Genomic DNA, 20047 nt, shown 5'->3' with positions numbered 1-20047 from the left:
CGGTTCAATAAAGAAAGGGCCGCGCGCACGGCGCAGCCCCTTTACACACTCATTGCCTGGGGCTGCGCGGCTCAATAACGCATGCGGACCAGTGCCAGCACTTGCTTGCCGGCGGTGGCAGAAGTCGCGGCCGCTGTGGTCACCTTCAGGCCCAGCTTGCGCACGGTGTCGCGGTTGGCGAATGCCAGCGCAGCCGAGTTGGCCGTGGCAGTGGAGCCCGCCGCGCCCACGCCGGGCTTGAGGCCCGTGTCGTAGACCGTAGCCAGGTCAGTGCCGGCGGCATTGATCACGCCCAGGGAGAACGCGAGCGTGGGGGCCGCGTTGCTGTCCAGCTGGGGCGCCACCACGTCCACTGCCACCAATTGCACGTTGGGGGGAATGTCGAGCAGCTCCAGCAGATCGTTGGCCACGAGAGCCGCGGCAGGCAGAGTCAGGTCGACGGCCACCGTCAGCACGCTGGCGTCGAAGGGTTGCGGCACAGCCTTCTTGCCGGTCGCAACATCGGATTGATATTTAGGCATTTGAAGCTCCTATGTCTGATGAGGGAAAGGGCTGGTGAAGCCACGGCCCACGGCGCGGGCCGCGGGCTCATCAGGCATTGGGGTCGGTGTTGGCGGTATCCAGAGCCATCACGCCAAAGTCGCGTTGGACGTTGCCGTCCTTGGACTTGTAGGTGGCCTTCTTCACGCCCATGATTGCGTGGGTACCGATGGCAACGCTGTTGCCGTGGTCCTTGGAAACCTCGGTCCAGCGGAAGCGCGTGCCTGTTTCGTTGTCGCCGTAAGCGATCAGCGCGGCCTGAGCACCCAGGAACAGCGCGCGGGCGGCGTTCACATTGGAGCCTGCGCCGTAGTCGTTGAAGCGGATCACGTTGCGGTGCTTGTGCAGCACCACATCGTTGTACATGCCCAGCGTGCCCTGGAAAATGGGGTTCTTGTTGCCCTCGGCCGCAGCGGCTGCCTTCTGGATGTCCAGCCAGCCGCCGGTGCCCGCGTCCTGGCGCATCGCGTCGGCCTGGTAGGTGTGCATCAGGCAGATGTAGTGACTGCCGCCCTCGATGGAGACGGGAATCATCGACAGCTCGTCGGTACCGTCACCGCCCATGGTTTCAGCCTTGGCCACGGCCTTGTCGATCAGGCGCAGCTTGAAGGTATCGCCAGTGGTCAGTGAAGCCTTGGACGTGGCCGCGCCGCCGAACAGGATGTGCTGGCTGTCGGGTGCCGTCAGGGGGTTGACCTGGAAGAAGGGATTGCTGGCAGACCAGACAAAGCCCGAGCCATGGCCGCGCGAGCCCGACAGGTAGATGAAATACAGCTCGTCCTGCAGACGCTTCCACCAGTCGGTGCCGGCGCGCTTGGCATCACTGCGCAGGTCGCGCAGCGTGCGCTTCTTGGTCATGCGCGAGCCCAGATCCGCGCCGCCGCGCACCTGGTCAATGCGCAGACGGTCGGTGTAGTACTTGAGCGGCGCTTCCTTGCCTTCCAGGGTCTCATCGCCAATGATGGGTTCCTGGTTGATGGGCATCAGCAGATCCACGGTCACTTCGTCACCGGCGCCTTGCTGAAGATCATCGATTCGCTGGATGGGCAGACGCGAATCCTTGCCATTGCCCACGAACTTGCGGGACCAATAGCTTTCCTTGTTGATGGCCACGGCCATCAGAGAGGCCCACTTCTTGACGGCTTGCGGGTCGTTGACGCCGATCAATGTACGCATAACGCTACTCCTGCCCTTGCGAGCACTGAGCGCGTCTTGCGCTTGAACCGGGCAACTGCCCCCGGCGGCAATCTGCTGCATGAAGATGGCGCCAGCAAAGGCGCCGCAGCTAGGAAAAAAGAATAATCCTGAATTCCAGGAATTCAAGTACCCATGGGGGCGTAGCGCCGCGCCTGCAGGGTCTTGTGACCCCGGGGCTCGTCGCCCCGTGCGTGCGTGGGCTTGTCCACCACCACGTCGTCCTCTAGATGCAGGCTCAACTCAGCGCGTTGGCCCGTGCGTTGGCGCAGCGTCACCACCACGCGGCCGCCGTCGAAAGACAGGCTCTCGCCTGCCTTGATCTGTCGTATGAGTCTGCGTCCGGACATCAGGCCCCCAAGTAGCGTTCTTGTTGATCGGGCGTCATGCGGGCCAGGGCTTTTTCCAGGGCGGTGCCCTCCAGGCCATCCAGGTGCGCGAACTCGTTCCCCACCGAAGCGTCGGCTGCAGCTGGAACCCCAGCCAGCGTGGGCGGCAGTGTCGAACGGTCGGCAGCTGCAGGCTTGCGCGCGGACGGTGCGGCTGGTGCGGCAGCTGGTGCTGCTCCGGGTGCGGCAGCTGCAGGTGCTGCAGCGGGAGCCGCGCCCGAGGCCTTACCAAAGCGGCGCAGCATCAGTGCCTGGGCTTCGGCCAGCGCGTCGCGCGAAGCAGCCATATTGCCCATCGCATCAGTCAGGCCGCGGTCAATCGCATCCTGCGCAAACAGGCGGATAGCGCGGTCAAACTGCGCGCCCGCCTCCCCTTCCAGATCGATGCCGGCTGCCTTCAGTTCCTTCCGTGCTGCGCCCAGGTGCTGGCCATACTCCTGCATCATGGCGTCCTGCTGCATCTGGTTGCGCGCCATGTCCACCGCTGCCGCGCGCGCCAGGTCGTCCAGCTTGTCCTGCACGCGAGACTCGACCTCCTGATAGGCCTCCTGGTCAATCTCGCCATCCAGCAGTTGCTGCAGAGCGGTGGCCTTTTCGGCGCGCAGGGCCGTGCGCTGCTCGTCAGCGTCAGCAGGAGACACGGGCTGAATCGTTGCAGGGGCTGGTGCGTCCGCGTCATCGTCCGCCGCGCCTGCTTCGCTGGCGTCAGGGGCCGCGCCGGCAGCTGCGTCATCGGCACCAGTCACAGCACCTTCTGCAGGTTTGTTGGCTGCTGCCGCTGCCGCTGTCGCGCTCTCGTCATCATCATCATCATCATGATCAGCAGCAGCAGTAGCCGCGCCGGCTTCATCCGAATCATCCGCAGGGGCCTGCAGATCCTGATCATCTTCGGACAGGTCGCGCAGTGCTTCGCGCTCTGCTTCGCTCAGTCCGGCAAGGTCTTCTTCGCTAAACATGGACATAGTGGCTCCTTTATTCGGTGGGTACCGGTTGGGTCAAGGGTTGGGATTCGGGCTGCGCCATGGGTGTGGCGTCAGTGGTCGCAGGGGAATTGATGCCGTCATCAGCCAGGCCGGCCGAGGAGGTGATTTCGTCGGCTGCCGGCGCGAGGCCGGGCTGTGCGGTCACGATCTGGGCGCCTTCCAGCGCAGCCAGCATGGTCTGCACCTTCTTCAGGATGTCGTCCACGCCCAGTTTCTTGATCTGGGCCTCCGCCAGCTGGATTTCGGTCTGCATCTTGGCCAGCTGGGCGCGCGCCGTCTCGCTGGCCATCTGCTCGGCTTCGGCTTGCTTGGCCTGGGCATCCTGTTCGGCCTTCATCTCATCGGGGGTGGGCGGCTTGCTGGGGTCGCGCTGGCCGTTGATCTTGCGAATGCGCGCAACCCACTCCTCCTTGCCCTGGATGTCTGCAGACTCCACCACCAGGTCCAGCACCGACAGCACCACCTGGGGTGCATAGGTAGCAATCTGGCCTAGCAGGCCAAACATCTGCTCCAGCGCGGCCTGGGCCATTGAGGAGCGGTAGTCCTGCGCATCTACGATGAAATCCGCTTCGCGCGCCGTGATGTCGTTGAGGATCTGGCCGGTTGCTGGATCCACCTGGTTGATCGTGAGCCATTCAATGGGGCGCTGGCCCTCGCCCACGATGCGGATCACCTTTTCCTCGGTGTAGAACTGCTCGATATGGCTCAGGCGCAGCTGGCCGGCCTGACGAATGGCCAGCAGCAGGTTGTCGAAGAACTCGCTGGTGGTCAGCGAGCCCTGATCCTGCTTGGCGAGAATAGCGCGCCCGCTGTTCGCATTGGTATCGCGCCCCAGGTTTTCATCGGTCACACCGCCGGCATTGCGAATCAGCTGCGCATCTTGGGCAGCCAGCTCCACATTGGCCTGGAAGTCGCCCATGTTGTTGTCGAACTTCAGCTCCCTCTGGGGGTTCTTGATGATGATGCCGTCGGGGCGCGCCGCCTCATCCCTCAAATCATCCCAGTCGTCCACTGCACCCTTTTCCGCGATGATGCGATTCACGCTCAGGGCGTACAGAGCCTTGGAGCGGCGCTTGTTCAGGTCGTCCTGAATGTCGCGCATGCCGCGCCAGGCGCCATAGGCCAGACCATCGCGCGCACGGCGATAGCCCCAGATGGGCACCATCAGAAAGCGGTTGTGCTTGAACGGGCTCGCCATATCCAGGCAGGGCGCATCCTTGGTGCACAACATCAGGCGCATGCGGAACTTCACGGCCTCATACAGGCGGGCGCGGCCCTGGGCCTGCTCGAAGGCGTGGCGCGGGTCAGCAGGGTTGAAAGCCTTGCCCGCAAAGGGACCATCAGCAAACACCGGCACTCGCTCTGGGATGCGGTACCAGCATTCCAGCAGCTCCACCGAGCGGCGGCTGCTGTTGTCGTAGTAGCCCGCACGGGACATATAGGCCGCGCGGGCCCCATAAATGCTGCTGGCCGTACCCCATTCCGTCTCGCTGGCGCTGGTCAGACGCTCGCCCAGGTACCAGATCCCGTCCGGATCCACGTCGTCGTGGCGGCCAGCCTGAGACATCAGGTGATCGCGACTGCCCGGCAGCTGGGCCACGGCCCAGTCCAGGTCCACCACGCGGCGGCGAAACAGATAGCGCGCGTCCACGTTGTAGTCGATGTTGCGGCTATGGCTGTCGCGGTAGACGTTGCGCCAGTCCTCCCATCCCGAATAGATCAGCTCGGCCTCGGGGTCGCGGTTGGCCCCCTCTTCCAGCCAGCTCAGGCCTGCGGTCACGGCCTGGCGGAAAGCGCGGCTGCGGTGCCACTGGGTCATGTTCACGTCGTCCGTGTACTTGATCAGCTTGGTCTTGACCTCGGCCATGGCCTCGTCGTCGCGCTCGCGGGGCAGTACCTTGTAGTCCTTGCGCATGCGCTTTTCGGTACCGCAGATCCATTCAATGGTCTGCCGGCCCTCATTGAAGACCACTGGCGCCTGGCCGCGCTCCATCAGCGCCTGGGCATCTTCGGGCTTCCACTGCAGATGATCCTGGTAGTCCTCATCGATCTGCATCTGCTGGCGCTCTTCACCCTGGCGCTCGCTCTCGTACTTAAGCAGCTCCATCAGCGTGCGGTGTCGCTGCCTGGTCAGCTCGTCATTGCCCGCTGCCGCACGCTCGGCGGGCTGCTCTTGATCGGCGTTGCTCGAGGAGTCTGCTGCTCGAGCACTGGTGGGAATGTCGCGCACTTCAAACATCACAGCACCTCGCTATGCAGGTCTTTGCCATAGGCCCGGGCCGTGACCTCGATGCCCATACGGTGGCGCTTGACCTCCAGGCTGGGTGGCTGCTCCAGTGGCATATCCACCAGATCCGGCATGCCCTCGCAGATGATGTCCAGCATGCGGCTGATGCTGCTGCGGTCGGTCATCGTGAAGCCCATGGTTTCGGCGGCCAGCGCCGCGGTCTTGATGAACTGCGGCGTGGGGTTGCCCTTGGAATCCACATAGGCATAGGCATTGCGCTGGGGAATCACATAGGAGCCAGTCTCCATGCGTCGGAAGGCCGGAAACAGCACCATGCAGGGCTCGGGGTCCCCGTCTGCTGTCTCGTCGCCAGCGGCGCGCAGGTCCAGCCACTGAAAGCTGCAGACCACATCGCCAAGAACACGCTGGCGCCAGGCGCGCTCGCCGCCCAGCTCGACCATGGGAGTGCCGCGCGGGCCGAGAATTGAGGTCATGTCACCCTCCAGGACAGTTTGCGCCGCGCTTGACCGGCGGCACGGGGTTTGACGGTGGCCAGACCTAGCCCCGTCACAATGAGATAGCGCGTCGCATCCATGGCGTGGTCGTCCTTCTTGACGATCTGCCCTTTGTCGTCGCGCCGGTAAATGCGGTATTCGTTGAGCCAGTCGTGCATGGACTTGAAGACCTTCAAGCGGCCCGTGCTCATTCGCTCCCAGACTTGGTAAATGCCGGCTTCCACGCCGTTATTGGCCGTCACCAACTGCAGGCCCAGATCCACATAGTTCTGCAGCAACTGCTCACCATCCTTCTGGCTGCGGCCGCGCGATGCTGGATCGATAGCGCCCGGTATCCAGTCGCCGCGCGCCTTGATCGATGCGGCATGCACCGATGGCTCGGCCTGGCCGCGATAGTGATTGCTGTAGAGGTAAACAATGTCCGAGTCGCGGTCGTGCGCGCCCCAGACGGCAGCCGTGCGGTTCCAGCCCACATCCATGCCGTAGGCCCGGGGCCAGAAGTCGGGGATCTGGAAGTCCGGCACCACGATGTCGCTCTCGGGCACCGGGTAGATAGCGCCTGCGCCCAATGCTGGCACGCCCTTGGTCCGCGCATCGCGCTGGTGCGGCATCAGGCGCGACAGCAGCTTTGCCTTGGCCTCTTCGGTCAGGTGGGGCACATCGTCCCAGCCGCACTGCACCACCGCGCGGCCGATCACCTTGCCCTCCGGGTCGGGGGATGTCAGCTGCTGTACCAGAGCCGTCAGGCCCGACAGCGGCGTGAATGTCAGCATGGAGATGCCCTCGCGCGTCATCAGACGCACCTGGCCCTCCTCGTAAACATCCTCGGGACATTCCTCGTCCGCCCAGAAGATGTCCAGCTCGAAGCCCTGGAAAATCTCGCGCCCCTGCACATAGCTGCGCATCCACAGCTCCGACTCGCCACCGCTCTCGTGCCGAATCATCGCGCGCTCGACTGCGCCCTTCACATGGGAGCGCGCCACGATGCCCGTGATTGAATCGCCAGGAATCAGGCCGGTACCAAAGTTCTCCGGCTTGTCCGTGGTGGAACCTAGCAGCTTGAGCTGCAGAATGTCGCGCGTTGTCTCGTGCGTATCGCCGGAAATCAGCGCACGCACGGGCTTGGTGAAACGGTGGCCTGCCCACCACCAGGGATAGCGCCCTGTCAGGTGATAGGCCAACTCGGTACCGGCGGCCATGGTCTTGCCCACACGGTTGCCGGCCATAAACACCCGCTCGCTGCAGGTCGCGCCCAGCTCGAAGAACTGCACATGACGCGGATACAGCGCACGGCGCAATGCTCCCGTGTCCGGGAACATGGTTTCCAGCATGCGAGTGCGCCGGCGGCGCTCAAGCTCATCCAGCAGGCCGCCCAGCTCTATGCGCTGCTCTGGGGTGAGGTGCAGAACGGAGTCAGCCAGCATCGCCGCCCTCCGTTGGCCCCACAGGCACGATGCTGGCTACAGAGACACCCAGCTTCGCCAGGCGCTGCAGCAGCACGTCATCGCTCATCCCCTTGTGGTCGACAGTCCCCTCGAACTGCACCTTGTCGCCATAGACGCGCGGTTTGAGCTTGGATGCCGACCACTTGCGTGCATCCACGCGCAGCTTGTTGCGGGCCACTGCTGTCTTGTCGAACACCAGGGCAACGGTATTGCCGCTCATGTCCGTAACAGGCTGGTACTCGCATTCGTCCGAAATGGACACGATTTCGTCAGCCAGTTTGTCTGCTCGATCCTCGCGTGCGCGTGCGTACATCTCGGCGCGTGAGCTGTCGGCGTTGATCCAGTCCAGCATCGTCGTATAGGCAAACTCGTTCTGACGGCAGAAATCGGCCATGTGGCCACCTTCCAGAATGAATGCCAGGAACTGGTCAAGCGCACCAACACCCGACGACCATTTCTGAAACGGCGTCAGGGGCTTGGCTGCTTTTTTAGGGGGTGTGGTCTTGGTGGCCGCAGGCGGCTTCTTGCTGGAAGCCGGGGCCTTGAATGAGGCAGTACGGGCGCGCGTTGAAACAGGCTTCGTGGCCGTCTTGGCGTTTTGATCAGGTGACGCGCGCTTCTTGCTCAAGTCCTGTCGTTTGCATGCCCTCTATTGGGCGCGGGCAATGAAACGACAATTCTTTGAAAACTTCAAGGGGGGTCGATCCGCCCACACCGATCCCAGCACGCGGGCTGCAGGAATGGGCGGCTCGTCTGGCTCAGAAAGCTGAAATGCGTTCGCCCAGAATCACCGACAGCTCGCGCATCACATCGAGCTGGCGGCGCAGGCGGGCTTGCTCTTCGGGGTCCAGCTGGCGGAACAAGGCATTTCGCAGAATGAACTCGTCCAGCCTAGTGATTCGGATGTCCAGCTCTTGCTTTTCGTCCAGCACGCGCTGCTGGTGGGGCGGGATAGCTGGCGTAGCGGCGACAGGAATTCGTGCCGCCTTTGTGCCGGCGGGAACTTCAGCGATGTGCACTTCATTGGCGGCATGGACATGAACAGTCAACTCGTCGCCAGGAGCGAGCACTGTCGCATGCTTGTATCCATCCGTGCTGCACTTAATCTCTGCTTCGTGCTGTCCTGCGGAGCTTGGGACTTTTATTTGAACGGTAAGAGTCATGGCTTGCTTTCTGTCGTTGGTTGAATCACTGGCCAGGCTGAGCGGCAGGTAGCTGCATCAGCTGCGTGGCCATCAGCTCGGATTGCCAGCTCCGTGTATCGCTGGCTGCACTGTCCGAATACGCGACTGAGGGTTCGGGCGTACTCGATGAGGGCGGTGGTGGAAGCGTCAGCAAGTCGCTGCTCGGCATCGGACAGTTGCTGGCGCAGGCCGTCACGCTCACGGCGAGCGCGATCAGCAGCAGCCTGTAAACCGGCCTGCTTCTGGATGGCGTCATTCAGGGCTCCTTGATATTTGTCGTTGACCGTGCGTTCCACGGCCAGCAAGCGCCGGCCGGCGGCCGTGCGTTCATCAGCGATCTGCTGGCGGTACTGACTGGCCAGCAGGCGTTCGTCGGCCAGGTCCGCACCTAGACGGGCCTCCTGGAAGTACCAGACGCCAGCAGCTGCGAGAGCGGCAGCAGCGATGTGAGTAATAGCTCGCACACTCATGGCAGAACCCCGGCCATGAAGTGCCCATCACGACCCCAGCTCGAGCACAGCTCAGCTGTCGTGCCGCGCCGATCCACCAGCCCGGCCAGTACGGCGCTCTTGCCGTTGACCGTGCCGCGCACCCATTTGGGCATCTGGGCACAAGCGCCATCCAGATCGCCGGCATTGGCCAGGGCACGCATCGTGCTGCCGGCCACCTGCGCCTCGCCCAGGTTGTAGATCATGTCGATGAGGCTGGCCTGCACCCACACGTTGTAGGTGTTCCAGTAGCGGAACATGCGCTTTGCTGCAGCTTCGGCCGCCAGGTACATGGGCAGCTCAAGCCGCATGCAATCGGTCTTGGTGTAGTAGCGCCCGGCCACGACCTGCGGGCCAGTCACCCCATTGCAGACCGTCAGGGGCATGCCCTTGCCCACCTTGTCCACGTAGGGAGTGCCGATGTGACGGCCGCTGCTCTCGTAGTAGGCGCCAATGTCCATGGCGAGCAGCACCGCCTCGGATGGCTGGGGCTCACCGGACGGCAGCATGCTGGCAGCGCCAGCCCCCAGCAGCATGATGGTCAGCGCGGTCTGCACCAGGCGTTGTTTGAGGATGGAAGGCATGCTCATGGCGTGCCGTCCTTTCCGCAGGCCTCGCGGGCCCGCTGCTGCAGACGCTGGCGCTCCTGGTCACGGAGATAGTCACGCCGCCATTTCCAGATCAGGAAAGAGGCCTGCAACGCCACAAACGCAATGGAAGCAAGCACCAGCCAGTCGCTCAGCGGCAGGCCTGCAAGGCGAAAGCTCACTGCGGTGCCAGCGCCGGGAGTTGCTTGATAGACAGCCCCAACAATGTCCTGCTTTTGCTCTGCGCTCAGATGCTGGTGAATCCCCAGCAGGCCCAGCCAAGCGGTAAGAATTTTCTTCATGCAGCAGCACCTCCTGTGCGAGAGGTGGCGGCATGTCCGTATGCGGCCGGCGCCGTTGTGTGTGTGATGGGCATCGAGGTTCCTTGGTAGGAACCGCACGCCCCGGGCAGTGAGTGTGTGGGCGCATTATCTTCACGCCCACATCGCGTATCAAGGGGCTGTGGTGCCCCCTTGCGCTTCCGCCAAAGACTGCCGCACGTTCGCGCGAATCGACTTGGGCGCAGCTGCTGCAACGCGCTCAGCCTTGGTCTGGCGCATCTTGATCACACGGCGGCGCACGGCCAGCATGTCGATGGTCAGGGGGCTCTCTGGGTTGCGGCGGTTCCAGTTGCGCATGCGCTCCCTAATGTCGCCCTGCTTCTCGCTGTCCTTGTCATAGACAGCCTGGGCCATGTCAGCAGTCAGGCGCTCCTTCATGGCCCGGTTCTGCCCAATCAGGTTCTGCTCGGTGGCCGTGGCCTCCTGCGTCTCCGCTACAGACTTGGGCTGGAAGCCGACAGCCTTTGCCACCGCCTCGCCCAGCGTCACATCGATGACCTTGCGACCCTTGCTGTCCTTGTAGACGCCGCTGTCGGCCATGTCGAAGCCCTTGGCAGCATTACGCACGGCCGTGGGCGATACCTCGAGAGCAGCGCCAGCAATATCCCCTGTGAGCGCCTTGCGAGCGCCAGTGGCAGCGCGCTGGATCAAGTCGCCGGCTGGGCCGATGATTTCCAACAAGTCCCGGCTGTGGTCGCGCTTCTCGAGGAACAGTCCGGTACCGGGGATAAGGTTGCCCATGCCCAGGCGGCCAGAGATGTCCACCGGCGCGCCAGGCAGACCCGAGACACCCTGCTCGATGAAATCGGCCAGCTCCTTGCCCAGTACGTCCTGCATCAACTGCTTGCGCCACTGCTTGACGCTCATGCTGTAGCCCATCAGTTGCCCGCCGGCATCGATCAGGTCCTCGATGTCTTCAGCGAACGGCAGACCGCCGGCTCCGCCCATCAGCATAAGCATGGCAATTGACCAGCCTACAGCGCGGCGGCCAGCTGCTCGCTCAGGGCTTCCTGCAGGGCCTTGGTTCCACATGCGCTGCATCAGCTCCAGATAGGACACGCTGTAGGTCTTGAAGGTGAACAGCGTGCCCCCGATGGTTCCCCGTGCCCATTGCGGCTTCACCGCCTTGGAGTAGACGAACTGGGTGTCCAGCACCGCCTTGCGCGCGAACGCGGACGGGTTCTGGATTCCTTGCTCCTTCGCCAGGCGGTAAGAGGCAATGAAGGTGCTGCGCCGGTTGAACTGCTCGGCCAGGGCAAAGGGCTGGCCCCATGCCACCTTGGTGCGCTCCCATGCATTGGCAGCCGTTGCTCGAGCATTCCCTGCAGCGGTCCCATCACCAGCTCGCAGCGCACCGGCGCCGCGGGCCTGGGCCATCAGTTGGTGGATTTCCTGGGGGCTGACCACGCCATCGTCTTCGGCAGACTGCAGGGCCTTGGCCAGGTCGGCCTCGTACTGGAAGCCCTTGGTACCCATGTCCTTGAGCGCGCGGGCCAGCTGCGCCCCGGCCTTCTTCATGCCGCCGTACTGGCTCAACCATGGCAGCGTCACCTGGAAAGGCTGGGTCATGTTCACAAATGCCGAAGCCAGCGAGCCGCCCAGGTACTGGGCAAACAGCATGCCGCGCACGGCCTGGCCCTCTTCCTGGGGATCCTGAATGTAGCTGCGCAGGCCCATGGCAAGGTCCTTGAGCTCGCCCTGGTCCTTGGGGATGGCGTTGATCGCCTTGTCCAGCGTGCCCACGTTCAGGCCTGCAGCAGCCTGGCGCGCATTGGAATAGACGAAGTTCGCCACCACCCGGCCCACGTCCTCAGAAAAGCCGGCCGTGCCCTTGCGGTGAATCATCCGCTTGAGCGCGCTGTGGTTGTTCTTGGTGAGCTTCAGATACTCCTGGAATGCCTTGTCCTGGGCCTCGTTGCCTTCGGAGTCCAGGCCCAGCATGTTGCCGAACAGCTCCAGGCTCTCCGGAGTCACCCCGGCAAACAACTTGTAAGCCTGCTGGCTCATGGTTCCCTGCTCCACCGTAGCGTCGGGGAAGGTCAGGCGGAAGTTGCGCGCGGCTGTGTTGGCCTCGCGGATCGTCTCGTACATTCCGAAGTACTGGCGCTCGCCGGCAGCGTCCACCACGTCCACCGTGTAGCGGCCGAAGCGAGACAGCGGAGCATAGCCGGAGTCCTGCAGAGCCTTGGCATCCTCGAGGCGCTTGCGAATCTGCTGCATCTGCACCGCCAGGCGGTCGCGGTTGTCGGGCACGGCCTTGGCGTCCTGCTCCAGCATGTCCAGCAGCAGCTGGGCCGCGCTATCCATGGACGGCTGCTCGAGCACGGCATCACGCATAGCGGCATACTCATCGCCCAGGGTCCGCATCATGTCGGCGCGAGCCGTCATGTCGATGGAGCGATCAATGGCCGCGCGCGCTTCCCGGTACAGGCTGATCTGATCCGGGGTTGCGCCAAACTGAGATTGCAGCTCTTTATCAATCCAGACCACGCCAGCTTTGAGAATCTTGCTCTCAAATCGAGAGTTAATCATGTTTTCGTACTGCTGCGCGGGCAGGCCTTGCCACATGGCGAGCACGCCAGCGTCGATCCGGTTGGCCTTCAGCAGCATGGCTGCCTTGTTGTGCACGCCCAGGTTCGCGTACTTCTTGGTTAGATCCTCCACCAGGGAGGCCTGGCCGTTGATGTCGCGAGCCCACAGCAGGGTCCCCTCAAACAGAGGGCGGGCCACGGCCTTGTTGTCAGCAGCAGATACCGGGCGCTTGCGGTTCTTGCCCAGGATGTCCCCCATGCTGTCGACTCGAGGCAGGATACGCGGCGCTTGGTCGGCAGCATCGTTGGCGAGCATGCTCACATCGTCGATATTCTGCTGCGCGGATTCGTAGACGGGTTTGAAAAACGGGTTGCGCTCGGCCAGGTGGCGCATAGTGCCCACGGTCTTGTCCCACATGGAGACTTTGCCGGGGTGGCTCAGGATGCTGTCGAGCTGGGTAAGCGCGCTGTCCTTGATGTCGGCCAGGCGCGAGCGGCTGAAGAGCGGGCCGTCTTCTAGTGAGCCTGGGCCAGCATTTCCTTGATCTTCGCCAGCGCGGCCTCGGTGTCCTTCTGCAGAGATTCGATCTCGGAGTCGGTCAGCCGGTTCGTAGCGCGCGAGATAGCGGGCTTCCGACTCGGTGAGCGAGTCGAAGCCGTAGCCGGTGGCGGCGCGGAATTCGTTTTCGAGGTCACCATGTTTTTGCCGGAGAGATGCCAGAGATTCTGCAGAGGGCTGAATTTTTGCACTGTACTGCTTGCCGGTCAATGCAATGACCCCGGCCACGGTCCCGCCACCTTCCCGAATATGGCTGGCCAGCGCCGCGAACGTGCCGCCCTGGGTGAGAGTGTCATCCACAAGCAAGTAGGGCTTGGCTTCCACCTTGCCGGCGAAGTCCACGGGCGCAAAGATGCGATCCAGCCCGTCCATGCCAGTGCGGTGAGCACGATTGGCCTGCACGATGGCTCCAGAAGTGGACAGCCCCAGACGCTGGGCCAGCACCCCGGCTGCTGCCACAGGGATTCTGTTGCGCCCTGTGGCCTCCTCCGCCGCCACTGGTACCACCACGGGCTTGGTATCCCCAATCGCCGCACGCACCTTAGCCACCAGCTCGGGAGTCACGATGTCTTGGGCCAGGCGAAAGGCAGCCTCAATATTCCCGCCCTTGGCGGCGGCATAGTCAGGATGCGAGGAGGCAGTGCCCAGTGTGCTGCCAATGATGGCATCCGGCATGCTGGTCGCGCTGGTGCGGCTGAATGCGATGTCACGCACCATTCCAGCGCCAGCACCGCGCTCCACCCAGCCACGGGCAGGCAGGATATAGGAGCGGATGATCTCGTCATCCGTTACCCGCATGCCCTTGAAACCGGGCACATGCTGGCGCAGCCAGGAGCGGACGGCTGCCACTGCGCGGCGCACAAAGCCCATTTCGGGGCGGCTCTGGGACCACTCTGCCAGCACTTCCTCCGCTGCCTGCAGGCGGTGTGCCGGCTTGTCATAGTCCAGGCCGTATTCGGCGGCCTTACGGCGCACGTCCCCACGGCGAACGGCCACGATTTGCTCGAGCACGCTGTCCAGTCCGGTACCGAACACGCCGCGCAGGCCATGGTGGCCCAGCGCCTCATGCATCAGCACCCGGGCCACATCCTTGTCGGTGTGCAGTTGGCTGGCCAGCAGATAGGCCTTGCCCCCGTAGTAGAAGCCCTCCGGGTCGCCATCAGCGCCTCCACTGCGCTGTGCCTGGTCGGCCCAGCGCGCGGCTGCAGGGATTGCAGGATCGGCCATGTCGTACACCACCGTGACCTCGGGGCCATTGGCCCAGCCCGCACGAATGGCATCCACGGTCTTCTGTACCGCACCCACTGCTTGAGCCCTGGCCTCGGCCACGGGCTGGCCGTCGTTCATGGCCTGCAAGAAGCCGTCCACATCGAAATCAGCGTCAGCGTCCTGGCGGCGGAAACGGGTATCACTGTCGCCAGCCGCTGAGGTCGCGGGTTTGTCGATCACCACCATGCGAGCAGAAACACCGGTGTTCACGGGCAGGCTCGGGTCCATGAAAGAGCCATCAGGCAGGCGTTCACTGGTCGCGCCCAGATCGTCCAGCCATGTTCGGAAATCCTCGGCGGCCTTGTTTCCGTGGAAGAAAGCCCCCTCACCCATGATCGCCACCAGGCGGCCACCGGGGCGCAGCAACTCATAGGCATGGCGCACATGCTGAATATCTCGGCCCTTCGAGAACGGCGGGTTCATGATGATGCGGTCATATCCGCTATCACTGTCGCGCTGCTCCACCCCAGTCAACTCGCCGCGGTCCACCCAGGTGGCTTTTTGAGCATCAGGCTTACCGTCTGCATCCAAGGGATGGAAGCCCACGCGGTCGCTTCCCATGCCACGGGATCCACGCATAACCCCTAGACGGCCCTCTGTGTCGCGAAACACATCACCGTATGTAAAGCCGTCGCGCGGCCGCATCTCGGTGAAGTCGCTACCCACCAGGCTGTATCCCTTGGCTTCAAGCAACTCGCGGCGCTCGCCCGACATCTCCACCACATCGGGCTCAACTCCAGCGCGCTCCCGGATGGCGTCGGCAATATGGCCCATGCCGGCAGATGGCTCCAGCACTGCCATGCCTGGCTCAATTTCTGCCGCAGCCAACATACTGTCGACCACGGCCTCGCTGGTGGGGAAGAAGTCCAGACCATCAGCACGGCGGCCAATCAAAGCCCGCTCCATCTGCTTGATCTTGTCGGGAGTGGCAATAGCCTCTTGCACGCCGGCGAACTCGCGCAGCGCAGAGCGGTACTCGCTTCCCGTGGAAATGCCCATGCTCTCCAGACGCTGGCGCTTCTTGAAAGCCGACTCGAGTTGCCAGGGCAAGCGAATCTCCGACTTTGCCCGGCGGCCCACGGCCTCCACCAGCTCCCGCCCAAAATCGCTCATCAGCGTGATGCGCTTGTCGTCATCCCCGGACCAGAGACCCTGCTTCATGGCTTCGGCCGGCGCCAGCACCACCCGGTTCTGCCCACGCTTGATTGGCAGCACGATGGCTCGGTCTGCAATCCCAGAGCGGCGAATGGCTCTCTCGGCAGCATCCTTGCTGGCAAAGTCGGCCATTTCCCCAGCATGGCCGAAGCGTGAAACCTGCAACAAATTCGCCTTGGCCCAGTCGGTATAAGCCTCGCTCACATCATTGGCAACGGCCATCAGACGGGCGCCCAACTTCTTGGTGCCGTCCTGGTCCTGCAGTTGCCGCCCCAGCGCGGCCAGGTCGGAGCGCATGGCTGTGTAGTTGGGGAAGTCGGCAAAGTCCACGGTTTCGGCATCCATGGGCTCCCCACGGTGGCGCTCCTGCTCGGCATAGGTCTTGTACTTGCTGCGCAGCTGGGCCTCCTTGGCGGTGCGCAGCTCCCCGGCCAAAAACTCGACCTGCACCTTTTGGCGCACAGCATCCAGAAACTTAGCCTTGCCGTTCTCAATGGACTGGGCAAGGTTCTCCATAGTGCCGGCCATGGCCTTGTCGGCCCGGGCTGCAGCCTCGGCGCTGGCCGCCATCGCAGCACGGCGGTGGGTATTGGCCTTGCGATCACGAGACAGAGACTCGTCGGCACGCTCGTGCAGCGCTGCCGCCATTGTTCGCAGGCGCTGGGCTGCGGATTGGCTGCGGTCATCCTCGAATGCATCGCGGCGCGCGGCGGCCACAGACTGAGCATCCTCAGTATCCCCGGCAACCAGCTTCTTGAAGGCTTCGGCGGCATCCTTGGTGCGGAATTGGAACCCTGGTACTGCCCCGTTGCCTCGGTAACTGCTGTAGCTGCCGCCCATGCGGCGGGCAGATGCGTTCAGGGTGTCATAGTCCTCGCGGTCCACGCGCTCGGCCAGTTGCACCACAAACAGGTCATGCCCGTGCTTGGTGTGCTTTGTCTCGATCACGTCACCAGCCGTGGTCTGCCCTGCGCTGGCTACTTCGGTGCGCCGTTTGGCCTTTGTTGCCTCCCTTGCAGTGCGTGTGCTGTCGGCGTCCAGGGCGTCGTAACGTGCACGCTGTTCAGCGGTCAATTTGAGGAATGCGTCCTGGCGGCTATCGCCTTTGGCAACGTGGTGGCGCATGACCGCATGGAAATCTTCCAGCGTCTGGGGATCGGCCAGCACCTTGGCCTGGGCCTCACTGCGGGCTTTATCGTCAGTACGGGATTTCTCAATGGCTTTGGCATGAGAGCTGATGTCCTCGTCGGTGAGGCTGTCCACCAGTTCGCGCAGTGCCTGTGCCTTGATCTTCTTGTGCTTGGCAATGCCTTCCATGGTTGCCAAGTAACTGGACGGGCCATAGTTGCGGCCCAACGAAAACTCATCGAGGACGCGGCTTGCCAGGGCCTCCACAATCTCATCCTTGCGGTCGTCCTTGTGTCGGTAGGCAAAGGACATGCCCCCCGTTCGCAGCAGCTCTGCCTTCTTCATGGTGCCCAGCTCGGCGGTCAAGGCCTCGCGGGTGCCCTCTGTGCGCTTGAAGCCCTCGCGCAACTCTGCGGCCGTGGCCTTACCCTCGCGCACTCGGCGCATGAGCGCAATGTGCGCCTCCAGTGTTGGCTGCTTTGATGCAGTTGCTGCCGGGCTGGCGCTGCCCGGAGTCTGGGCGGGCGCTGGCTGTGCACGGGCCACCGGGCCCGCCTTCATCTCGCGCGGATGGGGATCTGTGCCATGCACGCGCTCCTGTTCATCGTCGGCAGCCACCCAAGAGTCACCGTCCTTGCGCACAGCTTGGACCTTGACACTCCAGCGGCCTTCCGAGTCCGGCGGGGAGTAGGCAATCACCCGGTCATGCCCGGCGTAACTCTTGACGATGTTGCCAGGGGTGAAATAGTCGGCACGAGCCTTCTCCGCTTCGGCAGTCACTGCTGCCCGCGAACCGCGCACGGTGGCCGGCTTTTCCGCAGGAGCTGGTGTGGTGGCGGGCGCAGGGGTTTCGACCGTGGCGCCATCACTGGTGCTGCTGCTGGGAAATTCGTGGGCCGCTTCCAGCAGCTGCTCGATAGGCGCATCCAAGCGGATCGTCTTCACGTCCTTGCCCTGCTCGCGCGCTGCCATCCACTGGTGGTGGCCGTCCAGCACATGGCCGTCTTGGGAAACCAGAATGGAGCGGTCGCCGCCCTCGTAGCCCAGAGCCTTTTGCACCTTCTCGCGCGAAAACTCGGCCTGCGTGGGCTTCAAGCTCGCGGCAGGCACGGTTTCCTCCTGGTGTGCGATACCCCGGGCGTTCATGAAATTGACCATCGCGCCGCGGTGTTCAGCCTTGATCTGCGGCATCTGGGCACGGGGTACGGCCTTGGTGCCCGAGTCCGGAGCAAATGCGGCCCAGCCATTGCCCAGGTCTTCGCCCTCGATTGGCTTCTCTTCGGATTTCTTTTGCTGCTGAGCGATTGCCGCTTCTGAATTCATAGCACTCAGCACCTTTTCCCGGTTGCCAGCGCTCATCTTTTCCCAAGCCTTGCCCTCCAGGTTCTGACGAATGACCTTTGCCATCTTGGGCACGGCCGCCAGCACGGCGCGCTGCGCATCGGGCTGCATGGCATCCCATCGAGCGCCTGCGTCCTGGTCGGCTTGGGCCACCTGCTGGCGCTGGGCGTTGCCCTCACGGGCGATTTCCTCAGCCTTGGCCGTTGCCTCCTGCACGGCCGGAGCCTCCACCTTGGGCGCGGTGGGCACGGGGCTGTCCGAGGGCTGCATCTGGCGCACGACATAGCCGCCATCCACCTTCACAGGCTCCCATCCAGCGCCAGCCGCCTGAGCCGCTTTCACTGCTGGCAGCTTGACCGTGAAGGGCTTGCCCTGCTTGTTCAGAATGTCCGGGGCGGCCTGGGCCACGCGCGCGGCGCGGTCTTGCTGCGCGGCCAGCTGTGCCTGGGCATTACCTTCGCCTTCAACCTGGTCGACCTGGGCCCGGGCTGCCGCCGCTTCCTGTTGCGCCTGCTGGATGTTCTTCAGCCGGCGCTGCTCGTTCGCTTCCTGAATATCTGCCGGACCACCCTTGGCTGCATGCTCGGGCAGCTCCGTGGGGTTGGGTCGGTATTGACGGCCAGCCCAATCGGCGGCGCGGGCCTCAGCTTCTGCTGCCTGGTCATTCAGATCCGCCATGCGCTGGGCAGGCGAGAGCAGATCCAGCTCCTGCTGCAAGGCCGTGCGCTGGGCCAAGGCCTCGTTGGTCCAGCCCTGGCTGCGCCCCATCTGGGCCAGGAAGTCCAGATGCTCCTGGATTTGGCCGACGCGGGCCTCGGGGGAAATCTCCCCCGTCTCCATGTCTGCGCCTTCTGTGGGCTGGGCTGACTGTTGCTGTTCTTGCGTCTCCGCGGCTGTTGTCAAGGGGGTTGCCTGCTGCGTCGCCGCGGACAGGTTGGCCGCGCGTGACAGCGCGCCACGCTCTGGCACGACCTGCGCCGGGGCGCCCAAGCCCTCGCGGCTCAAGGCCACCTCGTCCAGCAGGCCAATGGGAGGCACGCCATTACGCTGCAGTGCATCCATGTCCATGATGGGGCTGACGTTGTTCTGTCCCGTGCGGTCGGCCTGCAACTGCGCCAGCAGGGGCAGCTGATCAGGCGAAGCTGTGCCATTTGATACAGAGCCAATAGCGGCTTGTGCCTGCTCTACAGTCAGCTGCGGCTGATTGATGGCTGAATCCAGGGCGTTATCCATGACGGGCGCATGCCCACCGGTAAGCAGCGAAGTGCCCGCGCCCGTCATGCCCCCCAGCGCCGCGCCCATACCGGCGGCAGCTGCCACCCCCTTGGATGTGTCGATGCTCGGATCAAAGGGAACAGCAGCGCGCTGGCCCTCGTATTGGGTAACACCCTCTTCCACGGCCTCCTGGGCGGCTTCGCTTAGGCCTGTCTTGGCTGCTCGCGCAGCAGCACCACCGCCGAACCCCTTGGCGCCAGCCAGCAGCTTTTCGGCACCGAAGGCACCACCAGCACCGCCCACCAGGGCCGGAATTACGCTGGCTTGGCGTGCAGCCGCCGTAGCCTCTTCTTCCGTGGCCCCCGCCTTGATCGCCAGGTCATAGGCGGTACCGGCGGCATCACCGCCAGCCATAGCAGCACCAGCTGCCACACCACCAGCCCGGCCTGCGCGCTCGATCCCCTTGGCACCCAGGCCTGCTGTACGAGCAGCCATGCCCGCCCCCTTGACCGCAGCACCGGGCCCCACAAAGGAACCTGCCGCCTGAGCAGCAGCCAGCAGAGGGTTCTCGGCAATGTAGCTGCCCACAGCCCCCAGCTCACCCATCACCCCATCGGCCTTTTCCACCCCTTCACGGAATTTCTTCTTTGAAGCCTTGACCACATCGCTCTGGGACTCTTCACCGGCCTGGATGATGTTCTTGTCAATCCAGCCCGATACCGCGTTGCCTGGCTTGATGAAGTTGGCAGCAGACGACAAGCCACCGGCGGCCGCGTTGGCAGCCTCGATCACCGTGTCATTCGCCACGGCCAGCAGGCCGCGACTCTTGGGGGCGTCAGCCGCCGGAGCAGGTTGCTCATCCTGAGGGTCATACATTCCGCTGAAGAACCCATCAGGGATGTCCTTCAGCGTTACCGATTCATAGGGGAGCTTCGGAGTCTTCTTGCTTGCCATCT

13 protein-coding genes are annotated in these 20047 nt (G+C 63.7%); all 13 read right to left on the bottom strand.

Annotation, left to right across the window (positions count from 1 at the left end; genetic code table 11):
- Window positions 1-71 precede the first annotated feature (71 nt).
- The 13 genes from V8Z78_RS22830 to V8Z78_RS22770 all read right to left on the bottom strand — a co-directional run bounded on the left by V8Z78_RS22830 (window position 72) and on the right by V8Z78_RS22770 (window position 20045).
- Window positions 72-521 (bottom strand): hypothetical protein, encoded by a 450-nt coding sequence (locus V8Z78_RS22830; RefSeq protein ID WP_349732216.1) that lies wholly within the window; start codon window positions 519-521, stop codon window positions 72-74.
- Window positions 522-591: 70 nt separating this feature from the next.
- Complete coding sequence (locus V8Z78_RS22825) at window positions 592-1716, bottom strand: N4-gp56 family major capsid protein (protein WP_349732215.1); 1125 nt, start codon at window positions 1714-1716, stop codon at window positions 592-594.
- Between the two features lie 143 nt (window positions 1717-1859).
- Window positions 1860-2084, bottom strand: a complete 225-nt coding sequence (locus V8Z78_RS22820; protein ID WP_279088077.1) for a hypothetical protein — start codon at window positions 2082-2084, stop codon at window positions 1860-1862.
- Window positions 2084-3085, bottom strand: a complete 1002-nt coding sequence (locus V8Z78_RS22815; protein WP_349732214.1) for a hypothetical protein — start codon at window positions 3083-3085, stop codon at window positions 2084-2086. The genes V8Z78_RS22820 and V8Z78_RS22815 overlap by 1 nt, the downstream gene beginning before the upstream one ends.
- Window positions 3086-3095: 10 nt before the next feature.
- Window positions 3096-5345: a portal protein gene (locus V8Z78_RS22810; RefSeq protein ID WP_349732213.1), complete on the bottom strand. Its 2250-nt coding sequence runs from the start codon at window positions 5343-5345 to the stop codon at window positions 3096-3098.
- Complete coding sequence (locus V8Z78_RS22805) at window positions 5345-5827, bottom strand: hypothetical protein (RefSeq protein ID WP_349732212.1); 483 nt, start codon at window positions 5825-5827, stop codon at window positions 5345-5347. Before V8Z78_RS22805 ends, V8Z78_RS22810 begins: the two co-directional genes overlap by 1 nt.
- Complete coding sequence (locus V8Z78_RS22800) at window positions 5824-7272, bottom strand: terminase large subunit domain-containing protein (RefSeq protein ID WP_349732211.1); 1449 nt, start codon at window positions 7270-7272, stop codon at window positions 5824-5826. The genes V8Z78_RS22805 and V8Z78_RS22800 overlap by 4 nt, the downstream gene beginning before the upstream one ends.
- Window positions 7262-7921, bottom strand: coding sequence for a terminase small subunit-like protein (locus V8Z78_RS22795; protein ID WP_349732210.1), 660 nt, complete (start codon window positions 7919-7921; stop codon window positions 7262-7264). The genes V8Z78_RS22800 and V8Z78_RS22795 overlap by 11 nt, the downstream gene beginning before the upstream one ends.
- 130 nt (window positions 7922-8051) lie before the next feature.
- Complete coding sequence (locus tag V8Z78_RS22790; RefSeq protein WP_349732209.1) at window positions 8052-8342, bottom strand: crAss001_48 related protein; 291 nt, start codon at window positions 8340-8342, stop codon at window positions 8052-8054.
- Between the two features lie 110 nt (window positions 8343-8452).
- Window positions 8453-8947, bottom strand: coding sequence for a hypothetical protein (locus V8Z78_RS22785; protein WP_349732208.1), 495 nt, complete (start codon window positions 8945-8947; stop codon window positions 8453-8455).
- A complete protein-coding gene (locus V8Z78_RS22780; protein ID WP_349732207.1) occupies window positions 8944-9555 on the bottom strand; it encodes a lysozyme in 612 nt (203 codons plus the stop codon). The genes V8Z78_RS22785 and V8Z78_RS22780 overlap by 4 nt, the downstream gene beginning before the upstream one ends.
- Window positions 9552-9854, bottom strand: a complete 303-nt coding sequence (locus tag V8Z78_RS22775; RefSeq protein ID WP_349732206.1) for a hypothetical protein — start codon at window positions 9852-9854, stop codon at window positions 9552-9554. Before V8Z78_RS22775 ends, V8Z78_RS22780 begins: the two co-directional genes overlap by 4 nt.
- A gap of 150 nt (window positions 9855-10004) precedes the next feature.
- Window positions 10005-20045: a PLxRFG domain-containing protein gene (locus tag V8Z78_RS22770; protein ID WP_349732205.1), complete on the bottom strand. Its 10041-nt coding sequence runs from the start codon at window positions 20043-20045 to the stop codon at window positions 10005-10007.
- Between the last annotated feature and the right edge of the window lie 2 nt (window positions 20046-20047).

Origin of the sequence: Comamonas sp. wu1-DMT (assembly GCF_040187805.1) — a bacterium.
In the GTDB taxonomy this organism is placed as follows: domain Bacteria; phylum Pseudomonadota; class Gammaproteobacteria; order Burkholderiales; family Burkholderiaceae_C; genus Comamonas; species Comamonas thiooxydans.
The sequence above is the reverse complement of the archived record's forward strand: the minus strand, read 5'-3'. Positions and strand labels throughout refer to the sequence as shown.